This window comes from Mycobacterium sp. (genome assembly GCF_019247615.1).
GTDB lineage: Bacteria > Actinomycetota > Actinomycetes > Mycobacteriales > Mycobacteriaceae > Mycobacterium.
Genome location: NZ_JAFBAT010000243.1, coordinates 23,394 through 36,678 on the forward strand (window position 1 = coordinate 23,394; position 13,285 = coordinate 36,678).

13 protein-coding genes are annotated in these 13,285 nt (G+C 67.6%); 4 read left to right on the top strand and 9 right to left on the bottom strand.

What is annotated here, in order from left to right:
• Positions 1-5 precede the first annotated feature (5 nt).
• The 4 genes from JO059_RS16600 to JO059_RS16615 all read right to left on the bottom strand — a co-directional run bounded on the left by JO059_RS16600 (position 6) and on the right by JO059_RS16615 (position 5,338).
• The gene (locus JO059_RS16600; RefSeq protein ID WP_293320598.1) at positions 6-1,388 is read right to left on the bottom strand and encodes a pitrilysin family protein; all 1,383 of its coding nucleotides are present in this window, start codon (positions 1,386-1,388) and stop codon (positions 6-8) included.
• Positions 1,375-3,669, bottom strand: a complete 2,295-nt coding sequence (locus JO059_RS16605) for a polyribonucleotide nucleotidyltransferase (RefSeq protein WP_293320600.1) — start codon at positions 3,667-3,669, stop codon at positions 1,375-1,377. The genes JO059_RS16600 and JO059_RS16605 overlap by 14 nt, the downstream gene beginning before the upstream one ends.
• Before the next feature lie 336 nt (positions 3,670-4,005).
• Positions 4,006-4,275 carry a 30S ribosomal protein S15 gene (rpsO, locus tag JO059_RS16610; protein ID WP_096438806.1) on the bottom strand — a complete coding sequence of 90 codons (270 nt, stop codon included), beginning with the start codon at positions 4,273-4,275 and terminating at the stop codon, positions 4,006-4,008.
• Between the two features lie 88 nt (positions 4,276-4,363).
• The gene (locus JO059_RS16615; RefSeq protein WP_293320605.1) at positions 4,364-5,338 is read right to left on the bottom strand and encodes a bifunctional riboflavin kinase/FAD synthetase; all 975 of its coding nucleotides are present in this window, start codon (positions 5,336-5,338) and stop codon (positions 4,364-4,366) included.
• Positions 5,339-5,429: 91 nt separating this feature from the next.
• On the opposite strand from JO059_RS16615, the gene mntR reads away from it, so the two are divergent.
• Positions 5,430-6,134: a manganese-binding transcriptional regulator MntR gene (gene mntR, locus JO059_RS16620; protein ID WP_293320607.1), complete on the top strand. Its 705-nt coding sequence runs from the start codon at positions 5,430-5,432 to the stop codon at positions 6,132-6,134.
• On the opposite strand, the gene JO059_RS16625 is transcribed toward mntR, so the two are convergent.
• Together JO059_RS16625 and JO059_RS16630 are read right to left on the bottom strand one after the other, a co-directional pair.
• Positions 6,131-7,378 carry an acyl-CoA dehydrogenase family protein gene (locus tag JO059_RS16625; RefSeq protein WP_293320609.1) on the bottom strand — a complete coding sequence of 416 codons (1,248 nt, stop codon included), beginning with the start codon at positions 7,376-7,378 and terminating at the stop codon, positions 6,131-6,133. The two genes, mntR and JO059_RS16625, sit on opposite strands and share 4 nt — an antisense overlap.
• Positions 7,379-7,389: 11 nt before the next feature.
• Positions 7,390-8,592 carry a lipid-transfer protein gene (locus JO059_RS16630; protein ID WP_293320611.1) on the bottom strand — a complete coding sequence of 401 codons (1,203 nt, stop codon included), beginning with the start codon at positions 8,590-8,592 and terminating at the stop codon, positions 7,390-7,392.
• 162 nt (positions 8,593-8,754) lie between these two features.
• On the opposite strand from JO059_RS16630, the gene JO059_RS16635 reads away from it, so the two are divergent.
• Positions 8,755-9,525 (top strand): SHOCT domain-containing protein, encoded by a 771-nt coding sequence (locus tag JO059_RS16635; protein WP_293320613.1) that lies wholly within the window; start codon positions 8,755-8,757, stop codon positions 9,523-9,525.
• A 19-nt stretch (positions 9,526-9,544) separates the two neighbouring features.
• Here the strand turns inward: JO059_RS16635 and truB are convergent, their stop codons facing one another.
• Genes truB through JO059_RS16650 form a run of 3 tightly spaced genes read right to left on the bottom strand, consistent with a single transcriptional unit; the run spans position 9,545 to position 12,110 of the window.
• Positions 9,545-10,435 carry a tRNA pseudouridine(55) synthase TruB gene (gene truB, locus JO059_RS16640; RefSeq protein ID WP_293320615.1) on the bottom strand — a complete coding sequence of 297 codons (891 nt, stop codon included), beginning with the start codon at positions 10,433-10,435 and terminating at the stop codon, positions 9,545-9,547.
• A complete protein-coding gene (locus JO059_RS16645; RefSeq protein WP_293320617.1) occupies positions 10,432-11,118 on the bottom strand; it encodes a 4'-phosphopantetheinyl transferase in 687 nt (228 codons plus the stop codon). The genes truB and JO059_RS16645 overlap by 4 nt, the downstream gene beginning before the upstream one ends.
• The gene (locus JO059_RS16650) at positions 11,115-12,110 is read right to left on the bottom strand and encodes a metallophosphoesterase (RefSeq protein WP_293320619.1); all 996 of its coding nucleotides are present in this window, start codon (positions 12,108-12,110) and stop codon (positions 11,115-11,117) included. Before JO059_RS16650 ends, JO059_RS16645 begins: the two co-directional genes overlap by 4 nt.
• Positions 12,111-12,258: 148 nt before the next feature.
• Here JO059_RS16650 and JO059_RS16655 point away from each other — a divergent pair, with 148 nt between their 5' ends.
• Complete coding sequence (locus JO059_RS16655; RefSeq protein WP_293320621.1) at positions 12,259-12,852, top strand: DUF3558 domain-containing protein; 594 nt, start codon at positions 12,259-12,261, stop codon at positions 12,850-12,852.
• A 47-nt stretch (positions 12,853-12,899) separates the two neighbouring features.
• The coding region (locus JO059_RS16660; RefSeq protein WP_293320623.1) for a CocE/NonD family hydrolase at positions 12,900-13,285 on the top strand (386 nt) is incomplete at its 3' end.

Consider the following 13,285-nt stretch of genomic DNA (forward strand, 5'->3'; position numbering starts at 1 on the left):
CCGAGCTAATCTACCATCGCCCGAAGTTGTTGGGGCAGTGATCGTTTCAGCGATCGTTTCGATGCATACGGGCCCAGGACCGCGGCGCCGTAGCGCTTGCTCAGCAGCCGGTGGGCCACCGCGTTGACCTCCTCGACGGTCACCTCGTCGATCTGCCGCAAGCTGTGCTCGATGCTGCGGTGTTTGCCGTAGTTCAATTCGCTGCGGCCGATGCGGCTCATCCGGGAGCCGGAATCCTCCAGTCCCAGCACCAGGCCGCCGCGCAGCGAGCCCTTGGCGATGCGGCATTCCTCCTCGGTGATGCCGTCGCGGGCCACCGCCTCGAGCACGTCGCCGGTGACGGCCATGACGTCGGAAAAACGCTCGGGCAGGCACGCCGCGTACACCGACAGCGCGCCGCTGTCGGCGAACATGTCCAGCGTCGAGTACACGGAATAGGCCAGCCCGCGCAACTCCCGGACCTCCTGGAACAACCTGGAACTCAAACCGCCGCCGAGCACGGTGTGCAGCACCGAAAGCGCCCAGCGGTGCTCCCAGCCACGTCCCGGGGTGCGGACGCCCAGCGACACGTGAGTCTGCTCGGCATCCCGGTTCACCAGCACCAGCCCCGGCTGGCCGCCGACCCGCCCCGCGCCCTTGCGAGGAGCTATCGGCTGGCGTCCGCGAACCAGACGCGACCCGAAGTGGTCGCGCACCAGCGCGAGCACCTCGTCGTGGTCCACGTTGCCGGCCACCGCGACGACCATGCGTTCGGGGGTGTAGCGCCGAACATGAAAGGAGTGGAGCTGGGCACGGGTCATCGCCGATACCGACTCCGCGGTGCCGATCACCGGGCGGCCCACCGGGTGGTCGCCGAACAGCGCCGCCAAGAACACGTCACCCAGCGCGTCCTCGGGGTCGTCGTCGCGCATCGCAATCTCCTCGAGGACGACGTCGCGCTCCAGCTCGACGTCCTCGGCGGCGCACCGACCGTTGAGCACCACGTCGGCGACCAGGTCGACGGCCAGCTCCAGATCACTGTCCAGCACGTGCGCGTAGTAGCAGGTGTGCTCCTTGGCGGTGAACGCGTTCAGCTCCCCGCCGACGGCGTCCATGGCCTGCGCGATGTCGACGGCCGTGCGGGTCGGGGTCGACTTGAACAACAGATGCTCGAGGAAGTGCGCCGCCCCCGCCACGGTGGTGCCCTCATCGCGCGACCCGACACCGACCCAGACCCCGACCGATGCGGAGCGCACCGCGGGCAGGTACTCGGTGACCACCCGCAGTCCGCCCGGCAGGGTGGTGCGCCGGACGGCCTTGTGCTCGGTGTTCACCTCGGCAACCTGCGCCCCCCGGCGCAGGGCCGCCATGGGATCGGGTGGCGGCCTTCTGGAATCAGCTAGCGGCATCGGCCGAAGCGGGAGCCGGGGCGGCGCTGCCTGCCGAGTCCGCTGCATCCGCCGCGTCGGCTGCGTTTTCTTCGGCCACCAACACCAGGGAGATCTTCCCCCGCTTGTCGATGTCGGCGATTTCCACCCGCAGCTTGTCGCCGACGTGCACGACGTCCTCGACCTTCGCGATGCGCTTGCCCTTGCCGAGCTTGGAGATGTGCACCAACCCGTCACGCCCCGGCAACAGCGACACGAAAGCGCCGAAATCCGTTGTCTTGACCACGGTTCCGAGGAACCGTTCGCCCACCGTCGGCAGCTGCGGGTTGGCGATGGCGTTGATCCGGTCGATCGCGGCCTGCGCCGACGGGCCGTCCGTGGCGCCCACGAACACGGTGCCGTCGTCCTCGATCGAGATCTGCGCGCCCGTCTCCTCGGTGATGGCGTTGATGACCTTGCCCTTGGGGCCGATGACCTCGCCGATCTTGTCCACCGGAACCTTGATCGTGGTCACCCGCGGCGCATAGGGGCTCATCTCGTCGGGTTTGTCGATCGCATCCGCCATGACTTCCAAAATGGTCAGCCGGGCGTCCTTGGCCTGCTCGAGCGCGCCCGCGAGCACCTGGGAGGGGATCCCGTCGAGCTTGGTGTCCAGCTGCAGGGCGGTGACGAAGTCCTTGGTGCCCGCGCACTTGAAGTCCATGTCGCCGAACGCATCTTCGGCGCCCAGGATGTCGGTCAACGTGACGAACCGACGCTCGGTTTTGCCATCGACTTCTACATCGTCGGAAACCAGCCCCATGGCGATCCCGGCCACCGGCGCCTTCAGCGGTACCCCCGCGTTGAGCAGCGCCAGCGTGGACGCGCAGACCGAGCCCATCGACGTCGACCCGTTGGAGCCCAAGGCCTCGGACACCTGGCGGATGGCGTACGGGAACTCCTCGACGCTCGGCAGCACGGGGATCAGGGCCCGCTCGGCCAGCGCGCCGTGCCCGATCTCGCGCCGCTTCGGCGAGCCGACGCGGCCGGTCTCGCCGGTGGAGAAGGGCGGGAAGTTGTAGTGGTGCATGTACCGCTTGGTGGTCTCCGGTCCCAGCGAGTCGATCTGCTGGGCCATCTTGACCATGTCGAGCGTGGTCACTCCGAGGATCTGCGTCTCGCCGCGTTCGAACAGTGCACTTCCGTGTGCCCGCGGAACCACGGCGACCTCGGCCGACAGGGCCCGAATGTCGGTGATTCCCCGGCCGTCGATGCGGAAGTGGTCGGTGAGGATGCGCTGGCGGACCAGCTTCTTGGTCAGCGAACGGAACGCTGCGGAAACCTCTTTTTCGCGGCCCTCGTAGGTGTCGGCCAGGCGCGCCAGCACCTCGGCCTTCAGTTGGTCGGTGCGCGCGTCGCGCTCGGCCTTGCCGCTGATGGTCAACGCCTTGGCGAGTTCGTCGGTGGCCACCGAGGCGACCGAGTAGTAGACGTCCTCCTCATAGTCCGGGAAGGTCGGGTAGTCGGCGACCGGCTTGCTGGACTTTCCAGTGGCCCCGGCCAGCTCCTCCTGCGCGGTACACAGCGCGGCGATGAACGGCTTGGCAGCCTCCAAACCTTGCGCCACAACGGCTTCCGTCGGCGCCTGAGCACCGCCCTCGACCAGTTGGATGACGTTCTCGGTGGCCTCGGCCTCGACCATCATGATCGCGACATCGGGCCCATCCACGCCTTCGACCTTCCGGCCGGCCACCACCATGTCGAAAACGGCCCGCTCGATCTGGTCGACGGTGGGGAACGCGACCCAGGTGCCGTCGATGAGCGCCACCCGGACACCGCCGATCGGGCCGGAGAACGGGAGGCCGCCCAGCTGGGTGGAGGCCGAGGCGGCGTTGATCGCGAGCACGTCGTATAGGTCGTTGGGGTCCAAGCTCAGGATCGTGACCACGACCTGGATCTCGTTGCGCAGGCCGTCAACGAACGATGGGCGCAGCGGGCGGTCGATGAGCCGGCAGGTCAGGATGGCGTCGGTGGAAGGCCGGCCCTCGCGGCGGAAGAACGAACCGGGGATGCGGCCGGCGGCATACATTCGCTCCTCGACGTCGACCGTCAGCGGGAAGAAGTCGAAATGCTCCTTCGGACTCTTGCTGGCGGTGGTCGCCGACAGCAGCATGTTTTCGTCGTCCAGGTAGGCGACCACGGCCCCGGCGGCCTGCAGGGCCAACCTGCCGGTCTCGAAACGGACGGTGCGGGTGCCGAAGCTCCCATTGTCGATGATGGCGGTCGCCTCGAACACGCCCTGGTCAATTTCCTCTACAGACATTTCGTCCGTGCGGCCTCTCTGCAATTAGTCGGCTTTCGCGTCGTTCGGCGGGAGTAACCCGAGAGCTTCCCTGTGAGATAAGGAGTCTGAATGCGGCTACGGCCATCGATCGAAGCGGCCGACCTGCCCCAGATCCGGAGAGCCCGGCAGCCACTACCGAGGACCGCCCGATGCAGACCCGGGCTGCTCCCTGGTGACGTGCGCGCTGACACGCTGGAACGGCACGCGCGGATCTGCGCCTACCGCACCGTTTGCTCGGGCCGAAACCGGCCCAGAACGCTCCCACTCTACACGGGCCGAGTTCGCCGGCCAGCGGGCACTCGGGATTTGCCGGAGTCAGCGACGCAGGCCCAGGCGCTCGATGAGCGAGCGGTAACGCTCGACGTCGATCTGGGAGATGTATTTGATCAGCCGCCGCCGGCGGCCCACCAGCAGCAGCAGCCCCCGCCGCGAGTGGTGGTCGTGCTTGTGCACCTTGAGGTGCTCGGTCAGGTCCGCGATCCGCTTGGTCAGCAGAGCGATCTGCGCCTCGGGGGATCCGGTGTCGGTGTCATGCAAGCCGTACTGACCCAGAATTTCTTTTTTCTGCTCGGCCGTAAGCGCCACGAAACTCTCTCCATCATTCGGTCCGCGATCATCAGTGTCAGGACGCGGCCACCGCGAACCGCAGCACGCGCCGATGTCGACCGGCAGTTTAGCAGTCCGTGAGCAGGGCACGCGCCCTGTCGGTGTCCTCACCCATCGCGGCGACGAGGTCTTTCACGGAGTCGAACTTGCGCTGACCGCGGATGCGCGCGACGAAGTCGAGCGCCACATGCTGTCCGTACAGGTCGGCCGCAGTGTCGAGGACGAACGCCTCGACGGTGCGGGTGCGTCCGGAGAAGGTGGGGTTGGTGCCGACGGACACCGCCGCCTGGTAGCGCTCGCCCGGCACCACCGTGCCGGTGACCGGTCCGTGCCCGAGGACCGTGAACCAGGCCGCGTACACGCCGTCGGCCGGGATGGCCGAGTACATCGGCGGAGCCACGTTGGCCGTCGGAAAGCCCAGCTCGGCGCCGCGACCGCAACCGCGGACCACCACGCCCTCGACGCGGTGCGGGCGGCCCAGCGCCTCGGTCGCCGCGACCATGTCGCCGGCGTCCACGCAGGCCCGGATGTACGTGGAGGAGAACGTCACGGTCTCGTTGCTGTGGTGCTCCGACAGCAGTGACATGGACTCCACCGCGAACCCGAATCGCTCGCCAGCGCGCCGCAGGGTGTCGACGTTGCCGGCCGCCTTCTTGCCAAAGGTGAAGTTCTCGCCCACCACGACCTCCACCACGTGCAGGTTTTCCACCAGCAGCTCGTGGATGTAGCGCTCCGGCGTGAGTTTCATGAAATCCGTCGTGAACGGCATGACGAGGAAGACGTCGATACCGAGGTCCTCGACGAGCTCGGCGCGACGGGTGAGCGTCGTCAGCTGGGCCGGGTGACTGCCTGGATAGACCACTTCCATCGGGTGCGGGTCGAACGTCATCAGCACGGCCGGCACATTGCGCGCGCGCCCGGCCTTCACCGCATGGGCGATCAGCTCGGCGTGGCCGCGATGCACCCCGTCGAACACCCCGATCGTGAGGACGCATCTGCCCCAGTCCGTGGGAATCTCGTCCTGGCCGCGCCACCGCTGCACGACCGCAAGCCTACGGCCCCGAAGCGGGGGATGGCGCGCCATCCCAGCGAGACATCCTCACCGGGGCCCTCGTGGCCCTAAACTTCTGCTTGTGAGGGCTGACGACGGGCCTGGCGGTATCACCGCGGTCGGCCAGGACTATCTGAAGGTCATCTGGAATGCCCAGGAATGGTCTTCGGAGGGGGGGCCCGCGAAGGTCAGCACCAAAATGCTGGCCGACCGGATCGGGGTTTCGGCCAGCACGGCCTCGGAGTCGATTCGCAAACTCGCCGAGCAGGGCCTGGTCGACCACGAGAAGTACGGGGCGGTGACGCTGACCGAGGCGGGGCGGCGTGCGGCGCTCGACGTGGTGCGCCGGCACCGGCTGCTCGAGACCTTTCTGGTCAACGAGCTCGGCTACGGCTGGGACGAGGTGCACGACGAGGCCGAGGTGCTCGAGCACGCGGTATCGGATCGCCTGGTGGCCCGTATCGACGCCAAGCTGGGGTATCCGCGGCGCGACCCGCACGGCGACCCGATCCCCGCCTCGGACGGGCGCGTGCCCACGCCGCCGGCCCGACAGCTGTGGGCGTGCGGCGACGGGGATACCGGGACGGTGGCCCGAATCTCCGATGCCGATCCGCAGATGCTGCGCTATTTCGCCGACGTCGGGATCATCCTCGACTCCCGGCTGCGGGTCCTGACCCGCCGCGAATTCGCCGGCATGATCTCGGTTGCGATCGAATCGGATGACGGCTCGCGGAGCACGGTCGATCTGGGCAGTCCGGCGGCCCGTGCGATCTGGGTGGTGGCCTAGTCGGCCAACAGGCCTTTGGCGATGTGGGTCACCTGCACCTCGTTGCTGCCCGCATAGATCATCAGCGACTTGGCGTCCCGGGCGAGCTGCTCCACCCGGTATTCGGCCATGTAGCCGTTTCCGCCGAAAAGCTGCACGGCCTCCATCGCGACGTCGGTTGCCGCCTCCGACGAGTACAGCTTGATCGCCGATGCCTCGGCCAGCGTCAACGGTTTTCCGGCCCGCTGCCGCTCGATGGTGTGGAACACCATGTTCTGCACATTCATTCGGGCGATCTCCATTTTTGCCAGCTTGAGCTGGATCAGCTGGAATTGCCCGATGTTCTTGCCCCAGAGCGTTCGCGTCTTGGCGTAATCCACGCACAGCCGGTGGCATTCGTTGATGATGCCCAGCGCCATCATCGCGATCCCGATCCGTTCGGCGGCGAAGTTGGCGCGGGCGCTGTCGCGGCCGTCGCCATCGGCGTGCCGTTCGTTCTCGCCGAGCAGGCGGTCCGGCGTCAGCCGCACATTGTCGAAGAACAACTCGCCGGTCGGCGAGGACATCATGCCCATCTTCTTGAACGGCTTGCCCTGCGTGAGCCCCGGCATCCCCGCGTCCAGCACGAAGATCAGCACGGGCCGGTTGCGCCGGTCCACCTTCTTGTCCGGGGAGGCATCCCCGTCATCCAATTTGGCGTACACCACCAGCACGTCGGCGTAGGGCCCGTTGGTGATGAATGTCTTCTGCCCGTTGAGAATGTAGTCCGGGCCATCGCGTTTGACATGGGTCTTCATGCCGCCGAAGGCATCCGAGCCGGAGTCGGGCTCCGTAATGGCCCACGCCGCAATCTTTTTCAGCGTCATCAGGTCGGGCAGCCAGCGTTCCTTCTGGGCCAGCGTGCCGCGGCTCATGATCGTGGCCGCGCCCAGGCCGATGCTGACGGACGCGGTGCTCAGCAGTCCGATGCTGACGCCGGCCAATTCGGAGACCAGCACGGCCATCATCGATGCCTGGCCGCCCGATCCGAAACCGCCTGCGGCCCCGCTCTTTTCAGACTGCCCGCTCCGCTCGCGCTCCAGCATCGACTTGACGGCCTCGGCGGCCATGGCGTCCAGGCCGAACTGGCTGAAGAGCTTGCGGGCAATCGGATACGGCGACAGCTGACCGCTTTCCAGTTCGTCCAGATGGGGCCGGATTTCCTTGCCGATGAACTGACGAACGGCATCCCGAACCATCAGATCGGTGTCGGACCATTCGATCATGTCAGTGGGGTTCAGCGTTCGGCGCGCTGGTAGGCGGTGACGACCGCCGCGCCCCCCAGCCCGATGTTGTGCTGCAGAGCCGCGGACACGTTGTCGACCTGACGCTTGTCCGCGGTGCCCCGCAGCTGCCAGGTCAGCTCGGCGCACTGCGCCAACCCCGTCGCGCCCAGCGGGTGACCCTTGGAGATCAGGCCGCCGGATGGGTTGACCACCCAGCGCCCGCCGTAGGTGGTGTCGCCGTTGTCGACGAGCTTGGGCGCCTCGCCGGGGCCGCACAGTCCGAGCGCCTCGTAGAGCAGCAGCTCATTGGCCGAGAAGCAGTCGTGCAGCTCGATCACCTGGAAGTCCTCGGGACCCAACCCGGATTGGTCGTAAACCCGTTGCGCCGCCTGGACATTCATGTCGTAGCCGATGAGATTCTTGGCGCTGCCGTCAAAGGTCGACGCGAAGTCGGTGGTCATCGCCTGGCCGACGATCTCCACGGCCTGGCCGGCCAGGCCGTGGCTGTCGACGAAGGACTCCGAGGCCACGATCGCCGCCCCCGAACCGTCCGACGTCGGCGAGCACTGCAGCTTGGTCAGCGGGTCGGAGATCATCCGCGACGCCAGGATGTCGTCGAGCGTGTAGGACTCCTGGAACTGCGCGAACGGATTGTTGACGGAGTGCTTGTGGTTCTTGTAGCCGATCTTGGCGAAATGCTCTGCGGTGGTGCCGTACTGGCGCATGTGTTCGCGGCCCGCCGCGCCGAACATCCACGGTGCGACGGGCATCGCGAACTCGTCGATCTCGGCCATGGCCTTGACGTGCCTGCCCATCGGCGATTCGCGGTCCTGGGCGCCGCCACTCAAGGCGCCGGGCTGCATCTTCTCGAAGCCGAGCGCGACGGCGCAGTCCACGATCCCGCCGCGGACGGCTTGTGCCGCCAAGAACAGCGCCGTCGAACCGGTAGAGCAGTTGTTGTTGACGTTGACGATGGGAATCCCGGTCATGCCCAGCTCGTAGAGCGCCCGCTGCCCGGAGGTCGAGTCACCGGCGACGTAGCCGACGAACCCCTGCTCCACCTCGCGATAGTCGATGCCGGCGTCTTGCAGCGCGTTCGTTCCCGACTCGCGAGCCATGTCCGGGTAATCCCAGCCCTCTCGGCGGCCCGGCTTTTCAAACTTCGTCATGCCGACGCCGACGACGTAGACCCTGTTGGACCCCTTGTTGGACATGCGCGCACCTTTCGACCCTTGGGTTTTTTGACACCCGTCTAGTCGGCAGCTTAACCGCGCGGCTCGTCGGCAGGAACCCCGCGTGAGCGCTATCCGCCGGATGCCCGTTCAGGCGTGACTGCGTAGGCTCGAACCGACACCGACGACGAAAGACTCACGATCATGAAGGCAACGGTCACTCCCGAAGCCGACCAAGCCATCACCGAAATCGCACAGCGCCACGGGCTGTCCCGAGAGGCGGTGCTGGCAATGCTGTTCTCCCTGCGCGCCGGCGGCGGCACGATGGCCCAGTTCGCCATCCCGGAGCTCGGCGGGACCGGACAATGGATGCGGGGCGGGATGACGATGGTCGGCGACATGTTCGACAACGCGCTCAAGGCACGCGTCGACGCGCTCTGCAACGAGCTGGTGCAACTTCTCGCGACCACTCCCGTGTTTCCTCCCTCGTCGAACTGGTGGCCGGCCGAGCTCGGCGTCCCGAGCGCCTCGGGCGGTCAGAACAATGTGCGCTACGCCTTCTTCCCGGCCACTCGGCGGCTGGCAATCCAGATCGACGGAGTTACCCGGGTTTTCGACACGGGCGAGCACCACATCAGCGGCGTGCAACAACAGCAGGGTGGCGGCTACGGCTCGGTGAACTTCACCAGCCAGTTGGGCACCTTCGGCGTATCGACGCTGCGTGACCTCGGCACGCAACAGGCGGGGCAGGCCCCCACGGCAGCGGCTCCGCCGCAGTTCCAGTCGCAGTACCAGTCCCACCCGACGCCGCACTTCGCGGCCGAGGCGCCGACGGCAGCGCCCGCGTCCGGCGCGGCCGGTGATTCCGCGGCCATCGTGGCGGCCATCGAATCCCTGGCCGACCTGCATCAGCGGGGCATCCTCTCCGACGAGGAGTTCGCCGCGAAGAAGGCCGAACTGCTCGGCCGGCTCTGACGCGCCGGCGCCTCCCGCCCTACAGCGTGGCAGGCCGGAGCACCACCACCGACTTGGTCCGCTGGCCCGCGTCGCGCAGCAGCGCGATCACCCGACCGTCGGCTGCGGTGGCGGCGTAGATCCCGTCGATGCCGCCCGGCCGCAGGGGACGACCATGGCCGGTGGCTTCCGCCTCTTCGGCGGACAGGTCGCGGCGCGGAAACATCAGCAGGCACGCCTGATCCAGGGTCAAGCTCAGCCGGGGCGAGTCGGCCAGTTCGTCGAGCGGGCACGCCATTTCCAGCCCGAAGCGCCCGACGCGGGTGCGCCGCAAAGCCGTCAGATGCCCGCCGACGCCCAGCACGCGGCCCAGATCGCGGGCCAACGCCCGGACGTAGGTTCCCGACGAGCAGTCGACCTCCACCTCGACATCGACGGTTTCGCCGCCATGGTGCGCGGCCAGCACCTCGAAACGGTCGATGCGCACCGGACGGGCCGCCAGCTCGACGGCCGCACCCTCGCGGATCAGCCGATAGGCGCGACGGCCACCCACCTTGATCGCGCTGACCGCCGAAGGCACCTGCTGGATCTCGCCGCGCATGTCGGCGATCGCGGCCGCGATCGCCTCGTCGCTCACATGCTCGGCCGAAACGGTTTGCACCACTTCACCTTCCGCGTCGTCGGTGGACGTGGCCTGGCCCAGGCGGATGGTGGCGGCATACGACTTGGAACTCGTCGTCAGCAGTCCGAGGATCTTGGTGGCGCGCTCGACGCCGATCACCAGGACGCCGGTGGCCATGGGGTCCAGCGTTCCGGCGTGCCCGACCCTGCGGGTGGCAAAGATGCGCCGGCAGCGCCCCACGACGTCGTGACTGGTCATTCCGGCCGGCTTGTCGACGACGAGGATGCCCGGGATGCCCGGATCGCTCACAGGACGATCGCGGTCAGAACCAGCCCGCGCTCCACCGACCAGCGGCCCCGCAGCGCCGTCAGCGGCGGACCGGACAGCGCCTCCCCGTCGATCAGGATCTTCGAGACGAACACTCCCGTGGTGATCCCGTCGGGCGGGTCGAGGTCGAACACGACATGGGCGTCCTCGAAACCCAGCCACCGCTTGGTCAGGGGAAACCAGGCCTTATAGGTTGCCTCCTTGGCGCAGAACAGGATTCGGTCCCAATGTAGGCCCTGCGGCAACACGGCGAGCTCGTGGCGCTCCTCTTCGAGCGTGATCGCGTCCAGCACGCCGTCCGGCAGCACGTCGTGCGGTTCGGCGTCGATGCCCACCGACCGCACCGGCCCGGTCCGTCCCACCACCGCGCCACGGTAACCCGTGCAGTGCGTGAGGCTGCCCACCACGCCGTCGGGCCAGCACGGTTCTCCCTTGTCGCCCTTGAGGATCGGCGCCGGCGGCACGCCGAGCTCGTTCAGCGCGATCCGGGCGCAGTGACGGACGGTGATGAACTCGTTGCGCCGCTTGGCGACCGACTTGGCGATCAGCGGCTCCTCTTCCGGCAAGGGGCTCAGGCCGGGGGGGTCGGAATACACCTCCGCGTACGCCAGGTCCTCGGATACGGTGTCGGGCAGCACCGACGACACCAACGTGCGCCGCGTCATCGGTTCTGCCGCTGCCGCAATCGTTCCCGGAACTGGGTGGCCTGCCGTCGCATCTCGGGGGTGATCACGAAGTGACCGCCGAAGTCGTTGAGATAGCCGGGCGCGTACTGGGGGTCCGGCAGCACCTGCCGCAGCCAGGCGTAGGGCTTGCGGCGCCGCCACTCCCGCGGGTAGCCGACCGATACTTCCTCGAAGCGCACGTCGTCGTACCACGTGGTGCGCGGGATGTGCAGGTGCCCGTACACCGAGCAGACCGCGTTGTAGCGCGTGTGCCAGTCGGCGGTCTTGGTGGTTCCGCACCACAGCGAGAACTCGGGGTAGAACAACGCGTCGCAGGGCTCGCGCACCAGCGGAAAATGGTTCACCAGCACGGTCGGCGTCATCCAGTCCAGCTCTTCCAGGCGGGCGCGGGTGGCGGCCAGCCGATCGCGGCACCAGGCCTCGCGCGTGGGGTACGGCTCGGGTGAGAGCAGAAATTCATCTGTGGCCACCACATTGCGCTGCCGGGCGATCGCCAGGCCCTCGGCTTTGCTCGCCGCCCCGTCGGGCAAGAAGCTGTAGTCGTAGAGCAGGAACATCGGCACGATCGTCGCCGGGCCTCCGCGTTCGGTCCACACCGGGAACGGATGCTCGGGCGTGACCACGCCCATCTCGTCGCACATGTCGACCAGGTACTCGTAGCGCGCCCGGCCGAAGATCTGCCTCGGATCGCGATTGGTGGTCCACAGTTCATGGTTGCCCGGGACCCAGATCACCTTGGCGAATCGGCGCCGCAGCACGTCAAGCGCCCAACGGATCTCGTCGGTGCGTTCGGCGACGTCGCCGGCGACGATCAGCCAATCGTCCGGCGAGGACGGGTGCAGCGATTCGGTGACCGGCCTGTTGCCGAGATGCCCGGTGTGCAGGTCGGAAACCGCCCACAGTGTCGGTTGCGCGCCGTTTGCGGATTCCTGCCCCGGTCTGGGCTCTTTCCCGGATTCTTGCCAGGCCACGACTACCCAGAGTAGTGAATCGGCGGAAAACGCCGGTTAGGGCACGGTACGTGATCGCCCGATGAGAACAAGTTCACCGTTCGCTGTGACGCCGCGCACGTGACTTGTACACTCCCCGCAAGGGACCGCCGAGGCAGCAGGGGGTGTCATGTTCGCCGGTATGCGTCGGATCGGAGCGCTGGCCGCGCTGGTGGCGGCGGTCGCGGGGGGCACCGTGGGCATCATGGGCGCCGACGGCGCTGCGGGCCCGGCTACCACGGGCGGGGCCGTTGAACTGAGGGCGACCGGTCAGCCGATGGAAACCACCATGAAGAGCCCGATCGTGGCCACCACAGACCCGCGCCCCTTCGACGCCTGCGAGGACATCCCGTTCGACGTCATCGCGCGCCTCGGGTTGGCGTTCACACCGCCCGAACACGAGGACGGGCTGCGCTGCCACTTCGACGCCGGCAACTACCAGGTGGCCGTCGAGCCCATCGTCTGGCGCACCTACCAGGACAGCCTGCCCGCCGACGCCGTCGAGACCACGATCCAGGGTCACCGCGCCGCGCAGTACTGGGTGATGAAGCCGACCTATCACAACAGCTACTGGTATTACTCCTGCATGGTGGCGTTCAAGACCAGCTACGGGGTGATCCAGCAGGCCCTGTACTTCTCGACGATCTACTCGAACCCGGAGGTGGACTGCATGGCCACCAACCTGCAGCGGGCCAACGATCTGGCGCCCTACTACAAGTTCTGAGCGCTGCCGGTCGCTGGGGAAACCCGCCGAAAACCTAACCTGGGAGCGTGCGCACCACCGCGACCGGACCCGCGCCGGACTTGCTGGCGGCCCTTCGACAACTCGGCGGCAACGCCGTGGGCCGCCTGCTGGGCCTGCCACCGGCAACCACCGGCTACACGGTGGATCGCGTCGGGGTGCCGATGCGCGACGGCATCGACCTGGTGGCCGACCACTACGCACCGATCACCTCGAGCCCGGCCGGCACCTTGCTGGTCCGCGGACCGTACGGACGCGCGTTCCCGTTCTCGCTGGCGTTCGCCAGGCTCTACGCCGCCCGCGGGTACCACGTCGTGCTGCAAAGCGTCCGGGGAACGTTCGGCTCCGGCGGGGAGTTCGAGCCGATGATCAATGAGGCTGCCGACGGCGCCGACACGGTCGCCTGGCTGCGCGA